This window comes from Trichocoleus sp. ST-U2, assembly GCF_039961875.1.
Taxonomy (GTDB): domain Bacteria; phylum Cyanobacteriota; class Cyanobacteriia; order Cyanobacteriales; family FACHB-T130; genus FACHB-T130.
The window spans coordinates 14,857-39,436 of record NZ_JAMPJY010000027.1; the positions used below are offsets into that span (position 1 = coordinate 14,857).

Genomic DNA, 24,580 nt, shown 5'->3' on the forward strand with positions numbered 1-24,580 from the left:
CTTCCCCTTCGCCCTGCTAGGTGTATTTAAACTCACCTTAACCGCTCACCCATTCGTATGAAGCAATACCCACTCGCCCGCTGCTACACGATTCGCTCATTCTGGTGAATTGACCAGTTGTAAAATCTGCACGGGTGTCAATTCCTGTACATTGCTGAAAATCGCAGCAGCACCAGCAGCCTTGAGAGCATTTGCATAAGCATCCCTTTGTTGCTGGTTTTCCTGAACGTGGGGTGGCAAAATGCCCACTGCAATCCAACGACGGTCAGGGTGGAGCGATTCTCCTGGGGAGACGCTAAGCGATCGCGCCTTTTCAATCGTGTAAATATCGGCAACCGTATCTCCCACATAAATAACCGGGGTTGAGGGGGGAACCGACGATCTTTCTTCCATCGCTTGTACTGCCGCAAACAGCCCTGTTGGGTCAGGTTTACCCGGAGCATCTTCCATCGCAATGAGCAACGGCGACTTTAAACCCAGGCGTTGCTCCAAGACATAATTAGCCGAGCCACGGGTAGCACCGCTAAAAAAGCCCCAGAGAATCCCAGCCGCTGTCAATTGCTCTAGATAGCTCGGCTGTAATAGCAGCGGTTCATCGCAGATATAACCCGTCCAATGGTGCGGATCTGGCCCGCGATACCGCGATTGGAAAAAAGCAACCAAAACGTCATAATCAAGGTTTAGTTGCGATCTTTTCTGTCCAACGCTTTCAAAGTAACGATAGACCAACTCTTGGGATGCCTCCCAATCGTTATTCCACATCCCTTCCAACTTCAGATGGTCAATTTCCTCTGGGGTTGGTCGGTAAGCACCCTCCGTAAACTCCTCCACAGTATCAGCTAGCGCCCGTCGGTAAGATCCCCCAACATCTCGCACTACACCGTCAATATCGAAAACGACTAAACTTAGGCAACTAGATTCTTGAACCACTGCAAAGCATCTCCCAATCCCAATTAAAATATTCGATGAGCAAACACATAGCTATCCACGATCGCCTAGGTGTAAAATAATCGTTTGTACAGTATTCAACAAGCCTGGGACTTCCCTGGAGGTGTGATTGTCGAGGTTTATTTTAAAGGTTCTCTGGCTGGAAGAGAACGTAGCACTAGCGGTTGACCAAGTAGTAGGCAAAGGCACCAGCCCTCTGACATCTTACTTTTTTTGGCCTCGGAACGATGCTTGGGAACAGCTAAAAAATGAGTTGGAAGCCAAGCATTGGATTACCGATCAAGAGCGCGTCGCGTTGCTCAACAAAGCGACAGAAGTGATTAACTACTGGCAAGAAGAAGGCAAACGTCGTTCTATGTCTGATGCTCAGGCAAAATTTCCAGAAGTCGCCTTCACAGGTAGTGCTTAAGAATTCTCCTGTGCATCTGCCAGAGTTTAATGCTTTTGTCCTGCTGCCAAAGCACTTCGGAGTTGAGCAAGAGAGATAAGCTAACCTTTATGTGACTAAAGAGGGTAGCAATTTCTTTTCTAGGGCTAAACTTTCCTGCTTAGCAACTGGCGATCGCTCATTTTTGCAAAGGACGTATTGTTCCTGTCACCCTGAAGCGGTGGGACAATCGGTATGTCGCTAAAACAATCCGAAAATAGAAAAACCCGTTTTCTGAGAAGAAAACGGGTTTTTCTATGACTACCTCTATACCAATCTCTAGAATCTTGCAATTGGCGCTATTCTTGCCGATAGCTAATCGGTTTTTGTGCCGATTTACCATTTGCCGCGGCTACACTGGTGCGTCCGGTAATACTGCGGAAATAAATGCCCCCAATAGTCAGCAAAAACAGCAGGTAACTGATTGCTTGAACGACGTAGAGCTTATCGGTATATCCGAACAAGGCGCTAAAAAGTAGCCCAGGAAACTTGTCATCAGGAAAGATTTGGGTCGTATTCCAAACCATTGGTCCCAAAATACAGGAGGGATTTTTAGCAAACCGTTCGTAGTAGAAACACAAAGCTTCTGACTTCCGATCCATTTGAGCTAATGTAGCAATCGCTGAGTCAAAATGGCTCAACGAGGATACGACCAAACCTGCAACAACTAGGATCAATAAAACGCCCATCACCTGGAAAAACAGGCGGATATTAATCCGAATTCCCCACTTGAATAAAGCAACACCAATCCCAGCCGCAACTCCCAAGCCAGCCAAGGCACCCAAAGCTGGAATTAAACCTTGTTGAAATTTGGCAAGGATAAAGAGAACAGTTTCAAAACCTTCCCGCAGAACTGCGATAAAAATTAGACTGAAAATACCCCAACCCGAACCCCCTTTTTGCCTCAGAGCCGATGTAACGGCTCCTTCGACAGATGCTTTCATCGAGCGTGCCTGTTGAGTCATCCAGATGAGCATCCAGCTGAGCATCGCGATCGCGATTACACTGAATACACCCTCCAGAAGTGGCTCCAGCACGGGTGCAAAGGGTTGATTGGATTTCGAGAGCGCTTGAGCTATCCAGGCTAACAAAACGCCGACTACGGCACTGGCGGCAAGCCCAGCCCCAACACCCGCATAAACCCAAGGATTCAGGGAACTCTGCTTGGCTTTTTTCAAGCAAGCCAGCACGATCCCCACAACGAGGGCGGCTTCAACGCCTTCGCGGAGGGTGATCGCAAAGGTAGGTAGCGCAGAACTAAAATCCATGACGATTGGTAATTGGTAGTAAGCAATTGGGAAAAAGTTGTAGAGGCAAGAGTTTATCTCATCTGAGTTTTGAGTTTTGAGCGATCGTGGTTATTGCACCAGTGAGGTACGCCAAAATTCACGATTATCAAGCTTTTCAGTTTTGAGAATGTACCTCACATAACCGAGAACCGTAATTAGAACTTTCTTCTAGCTCAAAGCTCAATATTTAAAACTCAAAACTCTGCTTACCCATTACCCATTAGCTAAAGTCGCGCAACATCTTTTTGATTTCTATGGTGTGCATTTCTTCGGTGCCAATCATCGTGCGGGCAAATTCTTCCAAGTAAATGCTGGCATCGGCAACAGTGTCTAGCAAGGTTTTATAGAGGTCTAACGCTTTCTTTTCATGATTGAAGCTTTCCCGCAAAATGTCCTGCACCGAATGTTTATAGGTTTCCTCAATGGGAGCAATTCGTAGGCTGGGATGTCCCTCTAAACCTGTCAGAATTTCTCCCGCTTGTTGGGCATGGGTCAAAGACTCAGTTGCCTGCAATTTGAAAAATTCCACAATCGGAATTCGATTGGGGCCAATTACCATCAAGGAATAATGGGTATAACGCACCACTCCTGCCAGCTCAAATTCCATGATTGTGTTCAGCAGGTCAATAGTCTTTTTTTGGTCAAGCTCTTTCATGCTTTCGGTGATGTCCTAGATTGGTTAACTCTTCGCGATCGCAGTTTGAGCGTTCTTCTCAATTGTCTTGATTAGCTGGTTTACTTCCTCCGGAGTCTTTACGGGTGCAGCCGGGGGAATGGCGGAGGGCCAAGCAGTTTTCAACTGGGTCATGCTGTCTGCGATCGCTTTGTGGGCTTCCGGATTTTCTTTAACCATTTTATCGGCGATCCCTTTATACAAAGTGTCGGCGTAGTTAACAAACCCCCGCGAGTCTTGATACTCAATCGCAGCGGAGATTTTGCCGTTAGCGATCGAGGCTCCATATTCTGCATTCGCCGCATCCAGCAACCCGTTGATCGTCTGTAGCACAAATTTTGGAGACTGGCGTTGGGTTTCGGGTAAAGCCTGAATTGCCGCGTCCACAGCCTCTGTGGACTGAGCGAAACTCGTTTTTACGCTGGCATCCTTGGGTTTGGACTTTATTAAATCTTGCAGGCTAATCAAAGTTGTCTTAAATTCTTTGACGTTGCGTTCCTTGAGTTGGTCTTCTACATCCACGTAGATTTCTTCTACCGGGTGCCCAATGTGAGGTTCCGCTTGGTCGGGTTTTTGTTGATCAAGTAGTTCTCTGGCAACCAAGAGATGACCCTTCATCAAGCCTAACTTGGTCATATAATCAACGTCTTTGGCTTCCCCAGTTAGCACCACATCCTGAATCGTGACCATGTCTTTCACTTGGTCATATTGCTCCTGGCTAATTACTTTTTTGGTAACTAATTCCTCAGGACTGCCGTAGGGACGACTTGCTTGAATTTTATTAGACAGTGCTGGAATGCCTAATTTTGCTTCTAATTTATCTAACTCGGAGAGAATAGCCGTGTTAATGTTGATTTGCTTACCACTACTGTGATTGTGAGCAGCCGTTTCTGTGGTACTTGCAGGGGAAGAAGCTGCGGTCGAGGGACTCGCTGCTGGGGATGCGGTGTTGTCAGTGGTTGGGGCATTCCCACAGCTGGTAAGAGCGATTAAACCAGCGATCGCCACGGTATAAGATAAAGACCGAAAAGAAGGCATCATTGAAGAGTTTTGAGACATTTTTTTATTCAGATTCCGGGGTTTATTATCTAGTAGTTGCAAAACTATATCAACTACTTTTTGCGAAAATTTCTACTAAGCGGAACCCATTACTTCAAACTGACCCATACAACCATGTTCTGCCATCTCATCCTGATGGGGATGAAACATATATTTTCCCGGATACCGGAAAGAGAATTCTAGGATATGCCGCTCAGCGGTACCCATCGTGATCACATCGGTTTCTTCGCTGGGAGTTAGAGTGCGCCCAGTGCGATACACCTGAAACATATTGGCGTGCAGGTGAAACGTCGCCGCTACATCGAACTCAATCATGTTCAGAACGTATAGGCGAATCAGTTGATTCTGGTAAATCGGGATCGGGTGCATCATGTAATAGTCAGGCAGACCATTAAAGGCATAAAGTTCATTTTTCCGATCCTCATCGATGTCATAGCCAGCCATCATCAACACCATCTCATCCGCCGGTGGACGAGCCTCAGGAGGATCGATGATAAACATACCGTACAGACCTTTGCTAATATGCCGCGTCACAGGCTCCGTGTGACAGTGGTACAGATGCACGCCAAACGGTTCTGCGTCAAACTCATAAATCGTTGCGGCTCCGTGGCGCACCGGACGCACTCCATCCATCTCAGAACGGTGGAAGCCATGAAAGTGCATCGAGTGGGAATGTCCACCTTGATTGAGGAAAAGAACGCGAATGCGATCGCCTTCTTTTGCCCGTAATGTTGGCCCCGGTACGCGATTGTTGAAAGTCCAGGTGTTAAAAGAAACCGCACTATTGAGCTGTAGCATGGAATTCTCCGCAACAATCCGAAATTCCCGGATTGTGCGTCCATTTTCCTGCTTAATCGTGCCATAATCAAAATCCCGCAACACCCTCATTGGGTTTAAGCCACTCGGATCGGCGGGTGTATCGCTGGCAACTGGTGGCACTCTTGCTGGGAGCGTTCGTTTTTTATTGAGAGCGGGTAAAGCCAAGCGTAAAGCATTACCTCCGGCTAACGCTGCACCAGTCACACCGACTCCTGCTAATCCGAGTGCCAGCAGTTTGCGGCGGCTCAAAGGTTTTCCTTGTTGTAGTAATAGTAGTGGGTTCTTCGGCATGGCACGATCGACGGTTCGCGCCGATCAATTGAGGAAAGTTTGTAAATAATTCCAGAAGAGTATAAAACTCTGTTCATTTATTGTCAATTATTCTCAATAAGTAAATCAAGATAAACGTTAGTAAAATTGCTTGCCTAGTTTTGACAGTGCATATATAGCATTAAGGCGTCGTGCGACTTTCATCGCCGTTTTTTCGATAGTGAGGTTCGGTAATCGTCGTGAGGGCGAATTTTTCTGCGTCCTTTGCGGTTAAAACAATCAAGTCCAAGCCCGGAAGAAAGTATTATCCTCCCAAGCAGCAGCCGTGCGTTGCTCAATTTCTGCGATCGCTCTCTCAGCAAGTGGTTGGAATGCCTGGGCTACCTTGACATTTGACTCTAACTGTGTAGGATTTTCAGCGGCGATGACTGCACAATGTACACCTGGGACTGACAGCGAATACCCCAACGCTTGATGCATTCCCTCCAACACTCCCGGCTTAAATAGACGCCCGTAAGCTGGCACCTTCATGGCAATCACACCCGTCTTTTTCTCCCGCGCCACTGGTAGCACTGCGGGGATAAACGGGCGTGGATGGTGTTTATCCGCAGCATTTATGGGAATAAGTGTTGTGTCAAAGGCATAGCGGCGCAAGCCTTCAGCGATGATTGCCGGTTCGTGGTGCCCGGTGATGCCAACGAAACGCACTAACTTTTGCTGTTTTGCCTCTTCCAAAGCCTGAATTGCACCGCTACGCCCAAAAATTTCGTCTAGTTCTGGCTCAAAAGAGACATGATGGAGTTGCCACAGGTCAAGGTAATCTGTATTCAGACGTTTGAGACTGCGCTCCAACTCTCGCCAAGCCCCATCTCGGTCGCGGATAGCCGTCTTACTGCTTAGGAACAACCTACTTCGATGTGCAGGTAGAACTTTTCCTAGATAATCTTCACTAGGGCCATAGCTTGCCCCTGTATCAAAGTGACGAATGCCAAGAGCTAAAGCTTTTTCAACGAGCGCGATCGCTTTCTCTTCCGAATTTTCCCAGGATAATGGTGTCTGTCCAGCACCCCCTAAACCGAGAATCGGGAGACGCACCCCAGTACTTCCCAATTCCCGTTCTGGCATGGTCGCTGTCACCAGGGTTGGAGATGACTCCGCAGGCGTCCGCTCTTCTTTCAACGCCGCAGTGCCGACAATCCCTCCTGCTACAGCTATGCTAGTGGCTAAGAAAGCACGGCGCGTTGTTTTCGGTGTCATGGTGATTTTATAGAGTAGTGCTTCTACTCTTTGTTTTAGCAGCGATTCCTGCTTGCGATCGCAATGATTCTGGTTGTTTCATCGGATGCGATCGCGTCTGAAATTTCAACGACGGAACACTCTGGCTGAAATAAAACAAATCTTCTCTGTTGTCATGTTAGAAAGCATTTGACAATGAACAATGGGGAAGAAGCTTAAGTGGTGTGAAGAGTAGAGATGTGCAAAATCCTCAGGAATTCTCAGTGGCTAAGCTCAGCAGTTTTAGGAGCAATCCTGATTGTCAGTGGGAAAGCGATCGCGTCTGAAATTCCGACAACGCCAGAAAATCCCGTTCCTGTTGACACTCCAGAAGTTGTCATGCCCGTCGATGACCCCCCGGAGTCATCATCCAGCGTTTTAGAACAAATTGATGGCTACGCTCAGCCAGACTCGGCGCAGGAAGACTCTGTTGATGACCGCATGAACCAAGTCACCAACGTTTCCCAGCTAAAGGATGTTCAACCAGGTGACTGGGCGTATGAGGCGCTACGGTCTTTAGTAGAGCGATATGGGGTCATTGCTGGCTATCCCGATGGCACCTTTCGGGGCAATCGAGCCTTGAGCCGCGATGAATTCGCTGCTGCCCTAAATCTTGCCCTCAACCGAATTAGCCAGGTACTGCCTGTGGCGAACGGAGACGCCATTGCTAAAGAAGACTTAGTGATATTGGAGCGTTTAAAAGAAGAATATACCCTTGAACTCGCCTTGCTGCGCGGGAAAGTCGATGAACTAACAGCGCGGACTGAGGAACTGAAACTGATTGGATTTTCCACCACGACCAAACTTGCTGGGGAAGCGATTTTTGGGGTTGCAGGCGTTGCAACTGGGGAAAATGCTGATGGCAAGCCGATCGATGACGTGGCAATCTTTGGGCATCGGACGCGCCTAAACTTAGAAACTAGCTTTACAGGTCGAGATATCCTGAGAACTCGACTGCAAGCTGAAGAATTGGGTTCGCTTCCCGAACGTACCCTTACTCCAGAAGGCGACCTGTTTTTTACGGGCGATACTAGCAGTGATGTCGTGATTGATGAGCTGCTTTACCAGTTCCCCGTCGGCAAGAATACAGAAGTCGTGGTTGCTGCCAATGCCGCTGATGCAGAAAACTTTACGAATACCGTCAACCCTTACCTGGATGGCGATGGTGGCAGCGGTGCCTTATCTCGCTTTGGAACCCGTCCTTCCATTTACTACCTGGTTGAAGGGGCGGGTATTGGGATTCGGCATGCTTTCAACGACAAACTGGAACTGAGCTTAGGCTATTTAGCCGGTGACGCTGATAATCCAGAATCTGGAAACGGATTGTTCAATGGTTCTTATGGGGCACTAGCACAAGTATTATTTAAACCCAGCGATCGCGCCAGCATTGGATTAACTTATGTTCACGCTTATAAAAATGACCTGCAAACTGGCAGCAATGACGCCAATCTGAATAATCAGTTAAATCCGTTAGGGTTTCCAGTTGTTAGCAATTCCTACGGTGTAGAAGCCTCTTTTCAGATTAGTCCCCGGTTTGTCGTCGGAGGATGGGTTGGCTACACGGCGGCGAGGGCGATCGCGCTGGGAGATGCCAACATCTGGAACTGGGCTTTAACGTTGGCATTTCCTGACTTGGGAAAAACCGGCAATTTGGCAGGTGTGATTGTTGGCATGGAACCAAAGGTGACAAATCGGGCTAATAGCCTTAGCCAGTTGGGGATTCAGGATTCCGATACTTCATTGCACCTAGAAGCGTTCTATCAGTACCAGGTGACAGATAACATCGCGATAACACCGGCGATTATCTGGCTCACTGCTCCCGATCATAATGCGGCTAATGACGATCTGGTGATTGGCACCATCCGAACAACGTTTACTTTTTAAAAGTCTGAAGTCATTAGTCATCCGTCCTTAGTTGAGGAGTCGCAACTAAGGACGAATGACTAATGATGAATCTCCAGATTCAGGATATAGCTCCCCAACTGGACTTTTTCCGACCATAATTCATATTCCAGCCGCAGATGTTCTGGCAAGAGACGCCCTTCTAGGGTCAAACTTTTGGTAAAGTTTCGCAGACGCACCTGTCCATGCGCGGCTAAGGACTCGCTATGTAACCAATAGCGGCTAAGACCATAAATTCCTCGTTCCCAGAGATGGCGATAACTCAACTTGCCGTTTCCCTGCATGGTCATGATCACCCTAGAAGGTGAAATTTCCAACCACAAAAGTCTGGGAGTTTCTGGCGGTTGGTCTTTAGCAACAGGGGGCGCTTCATCAGAGCGTTCCCAATCCCGGATTTCTGGTTCCGTGAGCAGCAGATGAAAGCGCTGTTTGTCTTTTTGATATAAGGTAGCAGCGGTTTCAATGGTAGACCAAACCGGCATATCAGTAGATACAAGTGATAAGCAGACAGGTCTGCGGTGATGGGTCAGCATGGAATGTGAGGAGATAGAAATTAAAGACTACTATTGTTCTAGCAGCTCTAGCTAACGCGATCGGGCTTTTCACTAAAATTACGTCCCGATTGGTCGCGGGACGGCAAATTATTGCCGCATACACTCGCTGCTTACCCAGCCACTAGCCTAACGCGATCGCGCTCCTCCTGCCCCAAAACTCCGAAATTGCCTGTCTTAACTCCCCGCTCAAATTTTTTTCGTTTAGGTGTTGACAAAAGCTTTTCAATTGGCTAAATTAATAAAAGTGCAACGGAGCAGGCCCCCATCGTCTAGAGGCCTAGGACACCTCCCTTTCACGGAGGCGACGGGGATTCGAATTCCCCTGGGGGTATCCGTAAGTCACAACGAAATCGCGTCATCGCAAGCCTTAAAAACCTTGCGATGACGCGATTTTAGTATTTGTGGCATGAATGAAATATACCTAAACATACTTAAATAGACCTAAATATACTTAAAAAACTAGGCTGGATTTTAGGCAAGCGTGATCCAAGGGAAATTAGCACAAGCGAACGGACGCCTGAAAGTGGCGAAGGTCGGAGTGAAAATTGAAGTCATTGGGGATAGGCTTTATCTTCGGGCGACGTTTCCGCCAAAGCCTTCCTCCCAAAAACTGATTTCCTATCAACAGCGGCTGGCTTTAGGTGTCCACGCGAACCCCGCTGGCATTAGTGAGGCAGAAAAAGAAGCCCGAAAAATTGGGGCGCTGCTGGACTGCAACGAATTTAGCTGGACACCTTATATAAGGGCAGCCGCCGCTGACACCGAGAATGCTGGCACGATAGGCAATTGGATCGAGCGGTTCGAGGCAGATTACTTCCACCGGCGACAGCGCACTGATAAAAGCGAATCAACCTGGAAGGGAGACTATTTAAAAGTGCTGCGGCAGTTGCCCCAAGACGGGGTGCTATCGGTGGAACTATTAAAAGAGTTGGTACTGACAACAGCACCCGACAGTAAATCTAGAAAGCGGGTGTGTATGGTACTGAATGCTTTAGCCAAGTTTGCTGAGCTGCCGTGTGACTTTCGCCCCTACGCTGGCAGGTATTCGCCGCGGCGAGTGTCACCAAGAACGCTTCCTGATGACAGTTCAATTGCCGAATGCTATTCAACGATTAAAAACCCGGCGTGGCGCTGGGTCTATGGGGTGCTAGCTACTTACGGCTTAAGACCTCACGAAGTTTTTAACCTCGATCTTGATGAGATTAGGTCCGGCTCTCAAGTTGTTAGCGTGCTGGGAGGGAAGACCGGAGCCAGACGAGTATGGCCTTGTTATCCAGAGTGGTACAACCAATTTCAAATCCAACAAGTACAGACGCCAAATATCAGCCTGGACAGAAACAACACGCGGATTGGAGAATCTTGCTCCAAATACCTCAACCCGCTACTGCCCGGATTTAAGCTTTATGACCTGCGCCACTGTTGGGCTGTACGAACCTTAGAGTTTGGACTCGATCTAAGTTTGGCGGCTCAGCAGATGGGGCACAGCGTCCAAATGCACACCGACACCTATCACCACTGGATTACAGACAAACACCACCAAAAGGCATTTGAGGCGCTGATGATGAGGAGCGATCGCCCTAAGCCTCCAACATTAGAGAGTCATTTTTAACCCATCCATCAAATTTTTGAGGCGGCACAATGCTGGAGTCTTCTTCTCCCTTGGCGTGTACTCCTTCATGTAAATCTCGATCTAACTCCAGTCTTGCTTTTTCGCTAGAGTGAATCTTGTAATTTCCAGAATCGGTTTTCAAAAAAGCTTCAACTCCTGAAAATTCAATTGTCCCTGCTATTTTCATTGCAATCTTCCAAAGGCTCCTGTTTTAGGGCTAAATTAACAAGCTTTTCGACAGCAAACTGACTAAGGTATAAACCCCAAACATCCTTATCTGATCTGAAAACCAGTTTAACTTTTACGTGATAGTGACTGATGGATAAAAGCGCCAAGAGCCTTTTTTCTTCATCAAGTCCTTCGCTGAGGTCAAAGTATTTTTTGATTAAAAAAAGTCCTGAATCCAAGCGATCGCCCGCGTCCCCCAACTCAATGAATTTGTTCAACGTTGTACCAAGGCTCTTTGTACAGCCAGTCTTCATAAACGTCTGGATCGAACTCGTAAAACTCTGCATAATTCATTGATTGAGCGGCAGCCCAGAGCAGGTATTTCTTTCCAAGTAGCTCAGCTTTGTCCCAATCTCCCCTAGATCGATTAACGTACAGAATCCGACACCCATCTGACGCTTTTAAATGAACAAAAGGTAATGGTTCTGCGGCAGCCCACCCCGCTTCTTGCCACCTTGGTTGTTCAAATGAGTCCGACCATTTTACGGATAGATAGGACAATCCCTCCGACTCAAGTAATTTAAATTCGTAAGGCAAACGCCAAGGCTTCACCCACCAATTGCAGGTATCCCAATTAACGCAAGGCCTTCCTCTTAAAGCTCCCATTCCCGAACAATCTAGGGATAAAGGGCATGGTCGTCTTTTAGCCATTCAATCACTCCTTTTGAACTCCGTTAAATAGGCAAGGTTAATTGACCTAGTCGTTCTCGTTTAAGCCGCTTTTTTAGTGGCATAGCTTTGAGGTCATATCGGCAGTGACAGACCGAGCAGAGCGCTTTTAGGTTGGAGGGGTCGCAGTTGGCGGGAACATGATCCAAATGAGCGACTGTGAGAGTGAATCTTTGGGGATGGTCGGTGACTTCGTCCCAGGGGCGATTCCTGCGCGTGCAAAATTCTGAAAGGGTTTCCCCTTTGCGGCGGCATTCCCTGCCGCATTGTTGGCAGCTCCAATTAGCAGCTTCCTTGATTTGCAAGGCAATCTCATCCCAATTGGCGGGATAGAGACGGCGATCCATTGGCATCTTCTAACTCCTTTTTTCCATCGGGGTTTCCAGCGCCTGAGCGCATCGTTCGGGGTGCCATTGATAAGTTGGTCGAGCTGCACCAGGGGCACTAGGAATTCGATAATGTTTGCCAAGTTTGAACAGTCCTTCTTTCCGCAGCTTCCGAAGTTGTCTGGCGGAAATGCCTAGCACGACCGCTGCGGCGGCGGTGTCGAGCCATTGCGATGTACTCGCCATGTGTCAACTCTCCTTTAGTTCCTCGATTGGAACGGTTTGGGTTATGAATTCGTTGTTTTGAGGGTTGTAGCTGCTGATTTTAGCTTTATGCTTCCAAAGCTTGATAATTTCGCAGCCCATCCCGTTCCAGCGGACTTTCTGACCTTCACGAAGCTCTAGCGTCGCAGTGGCGATCGCGTTCTCCTCATCACTAGATGTAGTGGTCTCTGCCCTGGAAAGAATTTTGGCTTCAGATTTTTCGCATGGAATTTTTTGACCTCCAATCTCAACGCTCAGGTATTTGTTGCCTATCGCTGTCACAGTCGCCTCTCCTGAATAAGGGGGATTCCTGGAAACTGCTTCAACCCAGACCTTGTCTCCAACTTCAAAATCCTCTGCTGATGTCGCTGGTTTTACCTCTTCTGTGGCGATCGCTTCTTGAACTAATCTCAGCTCAGAGGTGAAATACCAGTCAGTTTCGCGTCCTGGCTTCCCCGCCCGTTCTGCCCATCGCACCAGCCACTCTTCTCCGTCACCACGGCTATTTTCTATACAGCCGTGCCAAGTGTACTGAGTTGAATAGGGGTCAGAAGTAGCTACTGTGTCGCCAATTTTGAAAGCGGAGGGGCGATCGCTATGATCACCCATGATCACCTGATGATCACCCTTGATGATCACCCCTGGAACTTCCTTTTGGCGAGGGTTTTCAGGATCTGCCGACATCTGATCATCAATGTCGGCGGATTTTGTTGTGGAAAACTCTTGGCTCTGAATGATCGGATGTCGGCGAATCTCCGAAAGGCTTGCTAATCCGTCATCGCAAGGGTGATCATTGCAGGTGATCATCGGGTGATCATCGGGGTGATCATCCGCCTCAATATCGGCTGCCTTTAACTCAGCCTTAACCTTGGCGATCTTCTCCCGGTCCGGTGGGGTGTGTGTCGGTAGCTCATCGCCGTCCAAAGCAATCCAGTATCCTTTGGCACCAGAGGGGAGGCGCTTAGCACTGACTTCACCATCTCTTGCCAGCTGACTTGCACAGCGACGGACGCTATCGAGATGCCCGCCAATTTCTTCGTGAATTTCAGCGGCCTCATAGCTGATGTTGGGATGGGATTGTAAAAAACTGATGATCCTATCCTTGATCGTCAGGTTGGGGCTGTCCTCCTCTTCTCCTTGTTTGCCTAGTAGCAGCCAGGAGTTGTCTTCGGGGTCAAAGAGTAGGTCGTAAATTCCCGGTGCCCTAGAGCGGGATTTCTCAACTTTCAGCACTCGGTTGAGAGAGTCTGGTTTTTGGGCATCGCACTTTGCAGCGATGCAGAAAACATCTGAAACAGCATTGACGATCGCTGTCGTTCCTCTGGGCTTCGACCCGTCAGAAACAGCGTGGTGAATAATGCTGATGTGAATTCCCAACTCTTGCGCTAGCGCCTTCAAAAGCAGGATTGGACGCGCATAGGGCACATCGTTCTCGCTGTAGATCGAGTTCTGGGATACTGCGGTCAGTGAGTCGATGACAACCCAGTTAATCCCCAACTCAACAATCTCTTTCTTGAGCTGCTGGATATGGTCTACTGTCCACCGGCTCTTACACAGAATTGGGAGATCGTCGGTGACGCCCCTGGCGTTGAGAGCCTCGATCATGTCCCCTTGACTTTCATCGGTCTGGACAAGCAGAATCTTCCGGCTCTTGGCTGTGACTGGGAACCCGTTCCAGCTTTGACCTTTGGCAACGCTATAAATTAGGTCGTAGATGAGCCGGGTTTTACCCACCCCACCCTTCCCGTAGAAGAGAGAAACCTTGCCTTCAGAGAGGAAGCCATGTAGAAACCAGCGGCTTACCGATGCCCCGTATTTTTGACGGAATTCTGCTAGGGGGATAGCCGGTTCGTTTTCATCGTTGATTAAATGTTTGTAGTAGATTGTCTCCAGTTGAGCAACGGATAATCCTGAGCTTTTGGCAATATCAATGAGCTTGAAGTATCGCAAAGAAGGATTTTCTTCTTCTAGCTCCAGCTTTGCTACTTGAGAGACAATTTGCTGGTGTTTAAATGCTTTGGAATCTTTTACACCTCCTAGCGCCTCTTGAGTAGTATTAAAAGATTGCTCCTGCACCCAGCTAAGTAGTTCTGATAGCTCTGCTGAGGTTTCGTATCCAGCACTACTGATTTCGTTTCCAAGCTGAATTAATCTTCTTCTTTGGTATTTCTCGATGATTAATTCGGCGTATCCGTCAATATTAATTGCGAATATTGTGCAATCAACCAATTGAGCTAGCTTACTCTGTCCGCCTATCGAATCAAGCAATCCTCGGTCGTGAAGATAAGTTAAAACCTGCATTAAATCAGGTGGTTTGGCAAGGCTTGAAACTGCTACAATAGCCTTATATATTTGTTGGTGACTTTTGAGAGCGAAGTGTTCTGGAAGTAGTTGTTTAGCAACCAGAGAAAAGGATTCTGGATAGGTTAGGATGCCACCTAAAACGCTTTCTTCTGCTTCGAGATTCATTGGCGGCAATCTGTCACCGCTTATAAATTGAGAAGTTGCAATCATTTTTTAGTTCTCCTTCTTTGGCGATCGCTCCCTTCAACGGGTCAGGGGCGATCGCTTTTTCTTTGGTTAATTTTCAAAAGTCATCGTGTAACTCTTCCCTTGATAAAGGAATCTTTTGTAAATCAGATTCGGGTAGCCAGACCGGAGGACGATCTTCAGAGTTGATTTGATAAGCCCAGCCGTCTTCGCGGACAGCAACGCCCATAATCCATCCCCTCAGATTGAGCATTGGAATATCCACCGCTTCTCGGAGTCCGAAGCGCGGAGTCGTGTTCCATAACAAATTACGAATCAGATCATTGCTCATGGTGTTGTTGCGATCGCGCAAATAGCGCTAATGAGACGATTTAGATGGGCAGACCGGAGCGGCTAACTTTAGGTCTGCCCAGTGTTGCTGTGTCTATAGGTAAGTAATTGTCATGAACGATCTCGATAACGATGATGTGCTTTGGATGGATGAGGGCATAAGTCCTCTTGGCATTCCCACCTGCAAGGTCAATGAGATGAAGTTGCAAGTGATGCATTGCTTAGGCGGAGAAATGAAAAATCTAGCTTCTGACTGGCTTGGCGATGGTTTAACTTGTGAGCTTTTAAAGCCTAGGAAAGAGTGGCAGAAGGGGAAACTGCGGCTCCGCCTAGAGTTTGTACCCGACGAGCCATCTGATAACCATGAGTCTCTAGATCCGCTGCGAAAGCAGTTGGGCACAGATCAATAAGTTTGTCGCGTCACCTCCTGTTTAACGTGTGTTCCACCTTGGGCTAATCGGCACACTATGACGGGGTCTGTCCCCTACAGCAAATAGGGGACAGACCTCTCTTCCGCATTTGTACTTATTAGCTTTAAACTGCATATCCCCCTAGTGGGACGATGTTGATGTGGGCAGACCAGACGGCAAAATCCAGGTCTGCCCCACTGTTGTATCTGCCACTTCTACCCCCGGTACTTACACTGGGGTAGTAGCACTGCTAGTATATTATGAAATCCGAAGAAAATACCAACCCCATAACGCCTGTGTACCTGAGGGACAGAACCGGAAAAACCCAAATGCAATTAGCGGTAGACCTACAAAAAACTGTGGGGACAATCAGTAACTGGGAAAGAGGAGCCAAGCTTCCGATCTTCGATACCCCAGAAGAGATTGAAGCCGCGATCATTGCCTATCAATGTAGTTTTTCCGAGTTTGCCGAAGCCTTCAAGGATGCTCAAATCAGGTTAACGCTATCGCAACTTAAGCTCTTTCTTGACCGGGCAGAGCTTTCGTTTGACGACTGGAAGCGGATGGTCAACTAACAAGCTTTGGGGCGTGCCGCATACACCTTGAAATCACCAAAGGAGGATTTCAGCATCTGGCTCTTGGTATCGCCCCATAGAAAAAGCCGGGGCTTCCCGACACCCGGCTTTCTATCCATAACTTAAGGAGATGAACCTAATTTCGTTTAATTGCCTGTTCCTTCAACGTTTCAATAGCCAAGTTAGCCTTCTTGATGTATTCCACATTTCGCTCAATCTGCTTCTGTTTTGAATCTAGGTCGTCCTCCGACAATTTCAATTGAGCTTTCAATACCTTAAGCTCCTTGTCCTTCGGTGACGGTATCAAAACAAAAGCCAACAAAGTCCACACTGTCGTAAAAGGAAAAACCAAAAACCCAAACCAAAGCCATTGAGATAGACCCTTGTATCCAACTTTTCTAGGTAGATTCCATGCAATTGCGCCGCACACCGCTAAGACAATTAGCGTAGTTAAAACTAAAATAATCGCTTCTTCAGAGCGAGAAAGCGCATAGTCCGGGTCATATCTATAGCCTGGTTCATACAACTCAATCGATCGAGGTTCACTTTCGTACTGAACAAACTCAAACTGATTCATTTGATCACCTAGTTGAGAGCCGAGCCGGAGAGGCTCTCATTCCCCGACTCCCTTCTAGTAATCCCAAAAAGGTTCTAAATGGAACGCGCAATCGACCAAAATCTTATCTTCAACCAGATCCGAAAATACAACCAAGCTGGCAACCAAACCCGCAAAGCTGCGGCTCTTAAGCAAGTTGGTGTCCACGTTGGTCTGTTGAAGAAAGAAAAGCGCGATCTCACCAACGAACAGCGGCAGATGATGATCTACTTTTTAAATCAATTCTGCGCTTATCAAGGTGTCCCCCTCGTCATCAGTTAGCCCAGAAATGGCAAAGCCAGCGGGGTGGTATTCGCTGGTTTCAACTCCCAACTGAAAGGAGCGTTTTTATTATGCATTAACAACTAATAATTCCCTTAGAATGACCGAATTATGCTCACTCCGTGAGTGTAGCCACAACTTAATCACAGTTCAACCACAACTCAACCATGAGGACAGTAAATGCAGACCAAACATGGATTACTCGTTCCCAAGCTAAGAAGCTACTTGACATCTCTGACGCCCAACTAAGACGCGATCAGAGAGTCCTACTAGAGCTTGGAGTCAAGGGTTTCGACTATCAACCATACGAAGAAGGGTTCACGTTGGAAGCTTTCAACGTTTTGAACGAGTTCCGCGAATTAGTCCGAGAAAAAGGTCGCAAGCGTGCGATTTCAGAAATCAACCAAAAAATGGAGCAGATTTATGACCGAAGCTGACAAAAAAGCCGTTGAACAAGCCAAGCGTAAAAAAAGCTCTGGCTCAACTGGCTCAAAACGTTCTCAAGTTAATGCCGAGCAAGCCCAAACCCAAATCACAGATAAGATTGCTCTCGCCCGTCGCAAGACCGCTAACGCCGTCAAAGCTCAAATCGTTGGCGGTGGCATTGCAGACGCTCTCTACGAAATCTCAGTTGGTGATTTTGGTGATATAGCAGAAGGCGTTATCGACGCCTTCGACGACTTCATTGACGGCATAGATAACCAAAGCAAGCGTTTGGAGGCAGCGGAAAATGACCCAAAATTTCTATTGGCCGCTGGAGAATTCAGTGGTTCATCTTCCTTGCTCTCCTACTCCACCACCGAAGCAGAGGAGAACTAATGATGCTCAACCTCATCTATCAAAAGCTCTCGCACTGGTGGCAAGCCTCTACCGTTACCTATCCCAGTTACTCAATTTCCGTCGTTGCCGACGGCGTGCCACTCTTCTAAAAATTAAAGATTTGTCAGTAACCAGCGGCGATAGTTTTGCAGGCTTCCAACCGCTGGTACTGGCTCCCCAATCAATCAAGGAGATATTCCGATCATGACAGATTTTGAAGTCGGATTCCCAGATGGGCAATATCTTGCCCACGGAGTTGACCTAGACGCTGCACTTGAATTAACCGACGCCTTCCATAAAGGCACTGACCCACAGCCAATCATTGACAGTATTGAAGATCCGGAAGTGCGGGAAGTCGCCCAACGGATAACCGATCGCCTCACCAATCATCCAGCGCGTGGGAAAGGGGGGGAGGCATGAAATACGCGATAGCGAAAGCGCTGACTTGTCAGTTCGCGCTTGCAATCGGAGGCGTGCTACTTGCCCCTGGCTTTCATCCAGGTAGTTCCGGAGTGCCCCTCGACCGAATCACAAAAGGGATGCACCAGGGGGAGATGGCATGAAAGACCATATCGGACTCGCTTTAATTTTGGCTGGAGTCGGGTTTTACTTCATGACCAAACAACCCCAAACTGACCCCAAAGATTTAATCATTCAGCAACAAGAGCAGCACATCCAAACGCTTGAAGCTGAGCAGCGCGGCATGGAACGAGCGCTTGGATTGAGTCGGTAAACAATCAAGCGATCGCTTTCAATGCTGAGAGCGATCGCACTTCGCTATTTAAGGATTAGTCATGGAATTTGGATCGTCTAAAAGCACTGCGATTGTTAAATACGAGGGCAAAAAGTCAGGGATTCACAAGGTACACGCCCTTGATAAAAACCTCGTCGGACTAACTAAAAACTACTTTGGGATTGACCTTGCCGAACTCCCAAACATGACAGACCAGCAGCTAGCCGAATATGCGGATCGAGCCGCTGCAATGGATCGGTTAATTGAAGTGTTACCCATTCTAGAGAAACACTTCAAAACCTTGATTGACGGGCAGGTGAAATACGAGCAATTCGTAGCAGAAGTCCAAAAGGACGCCGCTGCCGGTGCCAAGAAAATTGACCAGCAGATTCTAAACGTGTTTCTCGCTGGGAAAGGCTACCAGCAGCACATCCGAATGATGGGAGAGAAAGCCGCTAACGGCGTCCGGTTGTTGGATGCAGAAGGACGAAGCGCCCTAACTTTGGAACGAATGGACTTTCAGACAGCGTTGCAAATTGTGGCACGTCGCCACCAAAGCGCTGTAAATCGCATTCAAGAAAAGATTCCCCAAATGGAACGACGGGAAGCTTTATCTGAACAAGTGAGGAAAGAGAAAGAGGAGCGCAAAGACTTAATCACTAACGGTTCCCGCTCTCAAAAAAAGGGATTCTGGCAAGGTGTTGGTGATTGGTTTAGAGGTCGTTAATTCAAGGTGAAAGCTGATGCTGAATTTTAATAATCATCAGCCTCACCACGAGGCTGATTTTTTTGAGGATGAAACCCCGGAAACGAATCAAATTCGCTTCTATAAAGCGACGGGGAATCTATCAGAGTTTGGATTGTATTTTAGTGGCGGCTTAGCCCTGGCGCTGCTATCCCGATTAATTCCAGGGATGCTAATTGCCTACGGCCTGCTACTGGGAATCGCAGCCGGTTACATTGCGATCGCAATCAGGGGAGATAGGCGGGAAGGAGCGGTGATCGGACTTGCGATCGCGTTCTCAACCATTGCCGGTTTTTGGGATGCCCTTGTCAATCTGATTGCAATGGTGAATCCGCTAATTTGGATCGGCGTAATTCTAGGTGTGTTTGCCGTTGGCTTATCTGTATTTATGGGGAGAGGCCGCTGATGAATCCTAAATTAGCCATGCTTGGAGCGTTCGCCGTTGGCATCGTCGGATCGTCAGTGGCGACGGCTGGACACTTCGACGGGAAGATTGAATACTGTCACCCGACTGCTACCGGATGCGAACCGCGAACGGTTCCAGACTGGATACAAGTTAATCAAAGTGCTAGCCAAGTAAAGCGCACCCCTGGCGCTGCGGGTTGGAAGTTATGCGGGGCATTAGTTGCCGTTGCTGGGTTTGGGGCGTCTATGAGTTTAGCGCGATCGCTCTCTTGCATCGAATCCAAACACCAAAAATATCAGGGAATCTGGGACGGATTAAACCTGCAAAAGCTGAAGCTGCAAGCACAGGCAGAACTTGAAAGCTTTAACCAGCAAACGATGATCCAAGCGGCTGAACAATCCTACGCTGTGTTGGCACCGTACCAGGAGCCAATGGAAGCTGAAGTTGTGTCAGAGGCGATTACTCCAGACACCCAAGCCGCTCCAATCCCTCAACCAGTCCAGCCCCAGCAACCAAGCCCCCGCGAAAAATTAATTAAGCTAATCCAGGAACACGAGGGGGGATGGATTGAGCAGCTGATGAAAAAACCGATTCTCATCTACGGCGATATGGGCAGCTTTAAATCCTACTTCGCTGCCTTCCTTGCCCTGGTGCGTTACTACTTGCACTGTCACAAAATCGTTGGCATTGCAGATCCACATTTTCACCAAAATAAAACCGACGCTTGGAAGTACCTCGTGAAGTTGGCGGTCGTCGGCTATGGCAGCAATCACAACTACGCCCAGGTTGGTGAAGCGCTAGAGGCCATGTACGAACGCTTCTCCACTCGCACTCTAAAAGACCAGTGGATCACCTCGATTTGGGATGAAGTGACTAACTACAACCAATATGACGAGTGTAAAGAACCAGCGTCTTTATTCATTAGAAAGGTACTCACCGACCCGCGCAAAGCAGCGGAAGCACCTATCCTGATAGCGCATGACAACACTTTGCAAGCACTAGGAGGGGGCGAAGGAATTAGCAAAGCTAAAAATAGAGGTTTAATTCAGATTGAGCTATACAGCGATTCGGACAATAAACCTTTATTTAGAGGGCGCATCTCCGGCATCAAAACTGCCAACGGTGAAACGATTGAAGGTCAAGAAATTACCATCAAGCCGGAATGGATTCGACCAGAGTATGTGTGGAAATTATTCCAGCCACAGAAAGAAAATGTCCCTGGTTCGGAGAACGTTCAACAACAAAATGAGAACGTTCCAGAACCCAGTCAGAACCCTGGCGAACCTAATGACGTAGAACGCCTAGAACGCCTAATGAACGTGGGTTCCAGCAATCCAGAACCCACGGAACCCGCGCAAATAGCAGACCCTCTAAACCCAGATATTGAGCCTTGGGTGAGAGGTTCGGTAGTAGCGTTCAGGCGTTCTGGAATAGCAAAAGATGTCATCATCGAACGTGTCTGGGGAGTGAAAAAAGGGGGGAGCGAGAAATACAAAGCAGCAAAGGAAAGGTTGGAACAGATACTCAACGAGGCAGAACTAACCTGAAAACAGAATGAATAAACTTATTGCAGAATTGATTCGCCTAATTATGCGATCACTCCCAGATTTATTCGTGGAAGAAATCAATGCCGCTAGTTTGGACGAGCTGGACACAAGAGGATTAATTTTCTGGGCAGATGGAGAGAACCCGGAAGGTTAACCATGTAAAATCCCAAAGGCCGAGTCGGTTCTCAAAGCCCTTGTACTCACAAGGGCTTTTTTATTGCTCATTAATTAATTGCCAAGTCTGTACCCCGACAATTCCATCAGCAGTCAAACCGCGATCAAACTGGAAACTCTTAACCGCTATCTTTGTTCCTAATCCAAAAACGCCGTCTGATGGAATGCCTAATTTCTTCTGTAATTGGGCAACCTGCTCCCCCCTATCACCGGCTCTTAAACTTTCGGGAATTCGAGGGAGGTCGGGTAACTTTTCTCCCTTTTCAAAACCTGGAACCGAATCGAAGCCATCAACTGAGACGAGCTTCAAAACGTGTTTCGTCTGCTTCCCCCAGCAACCATCTTCAATAATTCGTTGCTCTGGATTGTTGTAATTCCAAAGCTGCTGGAAGGCTTTGGTTGCCAACCACGACAAGTTTTTACAGCCAGAGCCGCGATAGTCAAAGTGCATCGGGTCAAAAGACCCGATCCAATCCCAGCCAAACTTCTCTAGATACGGACGCCAACCGGCTGCATCTTCAATATCCAGAGCTAAGCCGGTATTGTGATTTGATTTCCCAGGCTGGGCAGCGGCTGTTATCCCACAGCGTCCCTCTTGACAATGCAAGTACAAAATGAACTGTTGGACGATGGTGCGATAGGCAGAATTTACAACCATCTTTCTGCCACGGGCAGCGATCGCTTTTCTCAAAGGGGCGACAGCGGGGGCCTGGAGATAGGCATGAACGCCAGGGCCACACTGAACCATCAAATGGGAAATATCAACCAGTAGGCCAGGGCTAATTCTTTCAATCTGGCGAATTAGTTGTAGATCCAAAGCGCGGACACCAGCGGTCGAGCAGTCAGAATACTGGCCTACTGTTTTCACAAGAATCACCTTAGATAGAATGTTTCGTTACTGATGCCTTGATTTCTCGGAGTTCGTCTCGCAACCCTGAGAGAGCAGCAAGATGAGCGTCACTCTGGCTTTTTTTAGCGTCTCGCAAGTCTTCAATCAAAGTCTGTAGAAGTTGGCGATCTGCGTCCCGGTCTTTCTGCTCTGAGGTGGAGAAATACTTCCAACCTTCTTTCACTAGATAAACCGCTAGGACTGAGAGTACCGACCACTCCACCAAACCCGCTGACGGAACCGGAGGCGAGAAAGAAGGCATCGCAGAATTGGCAACTAAAACCGTAGAAGTATTTATAGAATTCATGGCTGCATACTGAGTCTTTATGATTTCAGTATGCGATGGTTTTTTTGGATTTCCGCTCAGATTGCTTGCGCTTCAATCAATCTTCTTTGTAAGGTTTAGAAATGGAAAACTACAGAGATTAAAGCAGTAAAAAAGATGTGCGCTAGCTGGCATAGACGCCCGCTAGACTACCTAAATTTCGCGGGAATATCTTTCTATTAATTCTTGAATCGATATTCCTTTTTTTAATGCTTTGTCTTTTAAAAGCCTTTTAGCTGTCGGGGTTAGACGAATTGAAAGCTGCTCTGATTTTGCTTCATCGTATATTTCCCCTTTACCCCGCTTCGATTTTTTCCCAACTCTTCCCACATACTAAAGTCCCGTGATTCGATAGCGCCCGCTCATCGGTTCTTGTTCAACAAGTCCTAATAATTCAAGCTCAAATAAAATACCAAGTACCTGACCGGAAGGCATTTCTAAATAAGTAAGAATTGTGTCCAGTGTCCGGTAATCCGTGGACAGCGCCAGATAAACAGAGCGCTGCTCTTTAGTAAGATTCGCACTGGCTGAAGGTGGATTGGGCGGCGGCGGCGGGGCGATACTCGGAACATTGACGAGTGCATCCAGCGAGAAAATAAATAGCTCAGCCGAAAAATCCAGATTTTTGTCCCCATAAAGCCAGGCCTGGAAATATCCTCCAGAAGTGCCCTTCTTTTTGGGAATCGCTTTATATCCAATCCGCCGAATCAAATTATCGTCTGGTCTGTAAGTTGCCGTCGCATCCGGCTCGGTCGCTCGCAGATAGTGAAAGCCGCCAGGTAAATCGTATTGCTTCAAGCGGCGGGTGTTGGGGTCTTGCTCCGTGCTGGCGACAGTCGTACCCCCAACGACCGGAAAAGGGTGCAGTTCGCTAGCGGATGCGATCACGCTGAAGCGGCTCATTCCTCCCACCCAAAAATCAGCAGGAGCCGAAGCGTAATAATAGATATCTGCAAGCAGCCCGTAGACTTCCGGGTAAATTATCCGGTCTTCAACATTCTTGGTAACAACCGAGGCAATCTTAGAGCGAACCGTTACCGCCTCGAAAGGGTTAATCGCTTCGCTCAACATCTGCCAATCGTTACTGGTCGGCAGCACAGAAAATAAATGATTTCCCAGACTGACCCACGCCATTTAAAAACCCAGTAGTTGCAAATTGGCATCGGCAACAAGCAAGTATCGATCCATATCTTGCTCCCAAAATTCGCAGATATCCAAATAAGTTTCCATATCCATTTCACCTGCCAGGAAGAGAGAAAGCGCTTGATTGACTTCAAACACTTTGCGGAATTCCCGCTCTAAATCAATCCCTGAATTGGGAATGATTATCGTACTCAAAGCACAAGCGCTCTCAATTTGAGATTCCTGGATCTGCATCATTATCTCTGTCTGAATCTCTCCGGTCGAAAACTCACGCGACGAGAAGTACCGGCAGCCGGCGCGACCGCAGCGACCTGTCCAGCTAATCGCTGAAAAGCTTCGTAAACCCCCTCAGTTGCGGCATCCGCATCAACTGCCCCGAATGGAATGGTATAGGATTCGGTCGGAGTTTTGTCGTAAGAAAGCTTTGTAATTTGGCTAATTTTTGAAGTAGTTGCGCCTGCGGCTACTTGAACAATAATTTTCGCCGAATTAAAACCCGCTCCCGAAGCATTTACATCATCGGCGTCGCGATGCGAAAGAGTCAGTTTGCTTAGTCCGTTTGCTGTAATCTGCCCATCAGCTCGCCCGCTCAAACTGGAAGGATAAATAGTAGGCGCTGCGGGAGAGGCAACTAAAATCCCAAAGGGGCGAACGCCAATCCGAACCGTACCGTTCCTTTTTTGTCCCTCAACGTCGTAATCCGCAGTGCCTGCTTTGAAAGCCTTGTAATTATCGATAGCTCCGCCAGTTGCCTTCAAAACTCTTGTGGCATAGTCTAGCCGTGAAAATCGTCTTCCCATTTCTT

35 protein-coding genes and 1 tRNA gene are annotated in these 24,580 nt (G+C 47.9%); 16 read left to right on the top strand and 20 right to left on the bottom strand.

Annotated features, from left to right (window positions below):
* Positions 1–96 precede the first annotated feature (96 nt).
* Entirely contained in the window at positions 97–930 is an 834-nt protein-coding gene (locus NC996_RS17685) for a TIGR01548 family HAD-type hydrolase (protein ID WP_190681826.1), read from the bottom strand.
* A 127-nt stretch (positions 931–1,057) separates the two neighbouring features.
* Between NC996_RS17685 and NC996_RS17690 the strand changes: the two genes are divergently transcribed.
* Positions 1,058–1,357: a 30S ribosomal protein PSRP-3 gene (locus tag NC996_RS17690; RefSeq protein WP_190410816.1), complete on the top strand. Its 300-nt coding sequence runs from the start codon at positions 1,058–1,060 to the stop codon at positions 1,355–1,357.
* 317 nt (positions 1,358–1,674) lie between these two features.
* Here the strand turns inward: NC996_RS17690 and NC996_RS17695 are convergent, their stop codons facing one another.
* The 5 genes from NC996_RS17695 to NC996_RS17715 form a co-directional block, all read right to left on the bottom strand.
* Positions 1,675–2,643, bottom strand: a complete 969-nt coding sequence (locus NC996_RS17695) for an FTR1 family protein (protein ID WP_190681829.1) — start codon at positions 2,641–2,643, stop codon at positions 1,675–1,677.
* Positions 2,644–2,884: 241 nt separating this feature from the next.
* Positions 2,885–3,319: a ferritin-like domain-containing protein gene (locus NC996_RS17700; protein WP_190410818.1), complete on the bottom strand. Its 435-nt coding sequence runs from the start codon at positions 3,317–3,319 to the stop codon at positions 2,885–2,887.
* Positions 3,320–3,343: 24 nt separating this feature from the next.
* Positions 3,344–4,375 carry a helix-hairpin-helix domain-containing protein gene (locus NC996_RS17705; protein ID WP_190681992.1) on the bottom strand — a complete coding sequence of 344 codons (1,032 nt, stop codon included), beginning with the start codon at positions 4,373–4,375 and terminating at the stop codon, positions 3,344–3,346.
* A gap of 96 nt (positions 4,376–4,471) precedes the next feature.
* Positions 4,472–5,506: a multicopper oxidase domain-containing protein gene (locus NC996_RS17710; protein ID WP_190672916.1), complete on the bottom strand. Its 1,035-nt coding sequence runs from the start codon at positions 5,504–5,506 to the stop codon at positions 4,472–4,474.
* A 258-nt stretch (positions 5,507–5,764) separates the two neighbouring features.
* Entirely contained in the window at positions 5,765–6,742 is a 978-nt protein-coding gene (locus tag NC996_RS17715; protein ID WP_190681832.1) for an aldo/keto reductase, read from the bottom strand.
* Positions 6,743–6,958: 216 nt separating this feature from the next.
* On the opposite strand from NC996_RS17715, the gene NC996_RS17720 reads away from it, so the two are divergent.
* Positions 6,959–8,644, top strand: a complete 1,686-nt coding sequence (locus NC996_RS17720) for an iron uptake porin (protein WP_190681835.1) — start codon at positions 6,959–6,961, stop codon at positions 8,642–8,644.
* Between the two features lie 59 nt (positions 8,645–8,703).
* Here NC996_RS17720 and NC996_RS17725 read toward each other — a convergent pair whose 3' ends face one another.
* Positions 8,704–9,195, bottom strand: coding sequence for a hypothetical protein (locus NC996_RS17725; protein WP_190681838.1), 492 nt, complete (start codon positions 9,193–9,195; stop codon positions 8,704–8,706).
* 279 nt (positions 9,196–9,474) lie between these two features.
* On the opposite strand from NC996_RS17725, the gene NC996_RS17730 reads away from it, so the two are divergent.
* Positions 9,475–9,547: transfer RNA gene (locus NC996_RS17730), tRNA-Glu, on the top strand.
* A 150-nt stretch (positions 9,548–9,697) separates the two neighbouring features.
* Positions 9,698–10,825, top strand: coding sequence for a site-specific integrase (locus NC996_RS17735; RefSeq protein ID WP_190681841.1), 1,128 nt, complete (start codon positions 9,698–9,700; stop codon positions 10,823–10,825).
* 164 nt (positions 10,826–10,989) lie between these two features.
* Here the strand turns inward: NC996_RS17735 and NC996_RS17740 are convergent, their stop codons facing one another.
* From NC996_RS17740 to NC996_RS17765, 6 genes are all read right to left on the bottom strand, one after another.
* The gene (locus NC996_RS17740; protein ID WP_190681846.1) at positions 10,990–11,271 is read right to left on the bottom strand and encodes a hypothetical protein; all 282 of its coding nucleotides are present in this window, start codon (positions 11,269–11,271) and stop codon (positions 10,990–10,992) included.
* A complete protein-coding gene (locus NC996_RS17745) occupies positions 11,255–11,605 on the bottom strand; it encodes a hypothetical protein (protein WP_190681849.1) in 351 nt (116 codons plus the stop codon). Before NC996_RS17745 ends, NC996_RS17740 begins: the two co-directional genes overlap by 17 nt.
* Before the next feature lie 122 nt (positions 11,606–11,727).
* Positions 11,728–12,075 carry an HNH endonuclease gene (locus NC996_RS17750; protein ID WP_190681851.1) on the bottom strand — a complete coding sequence of 116 codons (348 nt, stop codon included), beginning with the start codon at positions 12,073–12,075 and terminating at the stop codon, positions 11,728–11,730.
* A 3-nt stretch (positions 12,076–12,078) separates the two neighbouring features.
* Positions 12,079–12,294, bottom strand: coding sequence for a helix-turn-helix domain-containing protein (locus NC996_RS17755; protein ID WP_190681854.1), 216 nt, complete (start codon positions 12,292–12,294; stop codon positions 12,079–12,081).
* A 3-nt stretch (positions 12,295–12,297) separates the two neighbouring features.
* Positions 12,298–14,826, bottom strand: a complete 2,529-nt coding sequence (locus NC996_RS17760; RefSeq protein ID WP_190681858.1) for a DnaB-like helicase N-terminal domain-containing protein — start codon at positions 14,824–14,826, stop codon at positions 12,298–12,300.
* A gap of 73 nt (positions 14,827–14,899) precedes the next feature.
* On the bottom strand, positions 14,900–15,133 hold the full coding sequence (locus tag NC996_RS17765) for a hypothetical protein (RefSeq protein WP_190681862.1): 234 nt from the start codon (positions 15,131–15,133) through the stop codon (positions 14,900–14,902).
* Positions 15,134–15,245: 112 nt separating this feature from the next.
* On the opposite strand from NC996_RS17765, the gene NC996_RS17770 reads away from it, so the two are divergent.
* Positions 15,246–15,542, top strand: a complete 297-nt coding sequence (locus NC996_RS17770) for a KGK domain-containing protein (protein ID WP_242037430.1) — start codon at positions 15,246–15,248, stop codon at positions 15,540–15,542.
* 260 nt (positions 15,543–15,802) lie between these two features.
* Positions 15,803–16,117 carry a helix-turn-helix transcriptional regulator gene (locus tag NC996_RS17775; protein WP_190681865.1) on the top strand — a complete coding sequence of 105 codons (315 nt, stop codon included), beginning with the start codon at positions 15,803–15,805 and terminating at the stop codon, positions 16,115–16,117.
* A gap of 136 nt (positions 16,118–16,253) precedes the next feature.
* Here NC996_RS17775 and NC996_RS17780 read toward each other — a convergent pair whose 3' ends face one another.
* The gene (locus tag NC996_RS17780) at positions 16,254–16,694 is read right to left on the bottom strand and encodes a hypothetical protein (RefSeq protein WP_190681868.1); all 441 of its coding nucleotides are present in this window, start codon (positions 16,692–16,694) and stop codon (positions 16,254–16,256) included.
* A gap of 78 nt (positions 16,695–16,772) precedes the next feature.
* On the opposite strand from NC996_RS17780, the gene NC996_RS17785 reads away from it, so the two are divergent.
* The 10 genes from NC996_RS17785 to NC996_RS17830 all read left to right on the top strand — a co-directional run bounded on the left by NC996_RS17785 (position 16,773) and on the right by NC996_RS17830 (position 21,398).
* A complete protein-coding gene (locus tag NC996_RS17785) occupies positions 16,773–16,994 on the top strand; it encodes a hypothetical protein (protein ID WP_190681871.1) in 222 nt (73 codons plus the stop codon).
* A gap of 167 nt (positions 16,995–17,161) precedes the next feature.
* Positions 17,162–17,431 (top strand): hypothetical protein, encoded by a 270-nt coding sequence (locus NC996_RS17790; RefSeq protein ID WP_190681873.1) that lies wholly within the window; start codon positions 17,162–17,164, stop codon positions 17,429–17,431.
* The gene (locus tag NC996_RS17795) at positions 17,418–17,813 is read left to right on the top strand and encodes a hypothetical protein (RefSeq protein ID WP_190681876.1); all 396 of its coding nucleotides are present in this window, start codon (positions 17,418–17,420) and stop codon (positions 17,811–17,813) included. Before NC996_RS17790 ends, NC996_RS17795 begins: the two co-directional genes overlap by 14 nt.
* Before the next feature lie 204 nt (positions 17,814–18,017).
* Positions 18,018–18,233: a hypothetical protein gene (locus NC996_RS17800; protein WP_190681879.1), complete on the top strand. Its 216-nt coding sequence runs from the start codon at positions 18,018–18,020 to the stop codon at positions 18,231–18,233.
* A complete protein-coding gene (locus NC996_RS17805; protein ID WP_190681882.1) occupies positions 18,230–18,376 on the top strand; it encodes a hypothetical protein in 147 nt (48 codons plus the stop codon). The genes NC996_RS17800 and NC996_RS17805 overlap by 4 nt, the downstream gene beginning before the upstream one ends.
* Entirely contained in the window at positions 18,373–18,546 is a 174-nt protein-coding gene (locus NC996_RS17810; RefSeq protein ID WP_190681883.1) for a hypothetical protein, read from the top strand. Before NC996_RS17805 ends, NC996_RS17810 begins: the two co-directional genes overlap by 4 nt.
* A gap of 61 nt (positions 18,547–18,607) precedes the next feature.
* Complete coding sequence (locus NC996_RS17815) at positions 18,608–19,273, top strand: hypothetical protein (protein ID WP_190681886.1); 666 nt, start codon at positions 18,608–18,610, stop codon at positions 19,271–19,273.
* Between the two features lie 16 nt (positions 19,274–19,289).
* Positions 19,290–19,697, top strand: coding sequence for a hypothetical protein (locus NC996_RS17820; protein ID WP_190681888.1), 408 nt, complete (start codon positions 19,290–19,292; stop codon positions 19,695–19,697).
* Positions 19,697–21,244: a hypothetical protein gene (locus NC996_RS17825; protein WP_190681891.1), complete on the top strand. Its 1,548-nt coding sequence runs from the start codon at positions 19,697–19,699 to the stop codon at positions 21,242–21,244. Before NC996_RS17820 ends, NC996_RS17825 begins: the two co-directional genes overlap by 1 nt.
* Before the next feature lie 7 nt (positions 21,245–21,251).
* Complete coding sequence (locus tag NC996_RS17830; protein ID WP_190681894.1) at positions 21,252–21,398, top strand: hypothetical protein; 147 nt, start codon at positions 21,252–21,254, stop codon at positions 21,396–21,398.
* Positions 21,399–21,458: 60 nt separating this feature from the next.
* Here NC996_RS17830 and NC996_RS17835 read toward each other — a convergent pair whose 3' ends face one another.
* The 6 genes from NC996_RS17835 to NC996_RS17860 form a co-directional block, all read right to left on the bottom strand.
* On the bottom strand, positions 21,459–22,286 hold the full coding sequence (locus NC996_RS17835; RefSeq protein WP_190681897.1) for a peptidoglycan-binding protein: 828 nt from the start codon (positions 22,284–22,286) through the stop codon (positions 21,459–21,461).
* A gap of 10 nt (positions 22,287–22,296) precedes the next feature.
* Positions 22,297–22,614 carry a hypothetical protein gene (locus NC996_RS17840; RefSeq protein ID WP_190681900.1) on the bottom strand — a complete coding sequence of 106 codons (318 nt, stop codon included), beginning with the start codon at positions 22,612–22,614 and terminating at the stop codon, positions 22,297–22,299.
* A 171-nt stretch (positions 22,615–22,785) separates the two neighbouring features.
* Positions 22,786–22,962: a hypothetical protein gene (locus NC996_RS17845; protein ID WP_190681904.1), complete on the bottom strand. Its 177-nt coding sequence runs from the start codon at positions 22,960–22,962 to the stop codon at positions 22,786–22,788.
* A 3-nt stretch (positions 22,963–22,965) separates the two neighbouring features.
* Positions 22,966–23,766 carry a hypothetical protein gene (locus tag NC996_RS17850; RefSeq protein WP_190681907.1) on the bottom strand — a complete coding sequence of 267 codons (801 nt, stop codon included), beginning with the start codon at positions 23,764–23,766 and terminating at the stop codon, positions 22,966–22,968.
* Positions 23,767–24,012: a hypothetical protein gene (locus NC996_RS17855; RefSeq protein WP_190681911.1), complete on the bottom strand. Its 246-nt coding sequence runs from the start codon at positions 24,010–24,012 to the stop codon at positions 23,767–23,769.
* Positions 24,012–24,575, bottom strand: a complete 564-nt coding sequence (locus NC996_RS17860; protein WP_190681913.1) for a hypothetical protein — start codon at positions 24,573–24,575, stop codon at positions 24,012–24,014. Before NC996_RS17860 ends, NC996_RS17855 begins: the two co-directional genes overlap by 1 nt.
* Positions 24,576–24,580 lie beyond the last annotated feature (5 nt).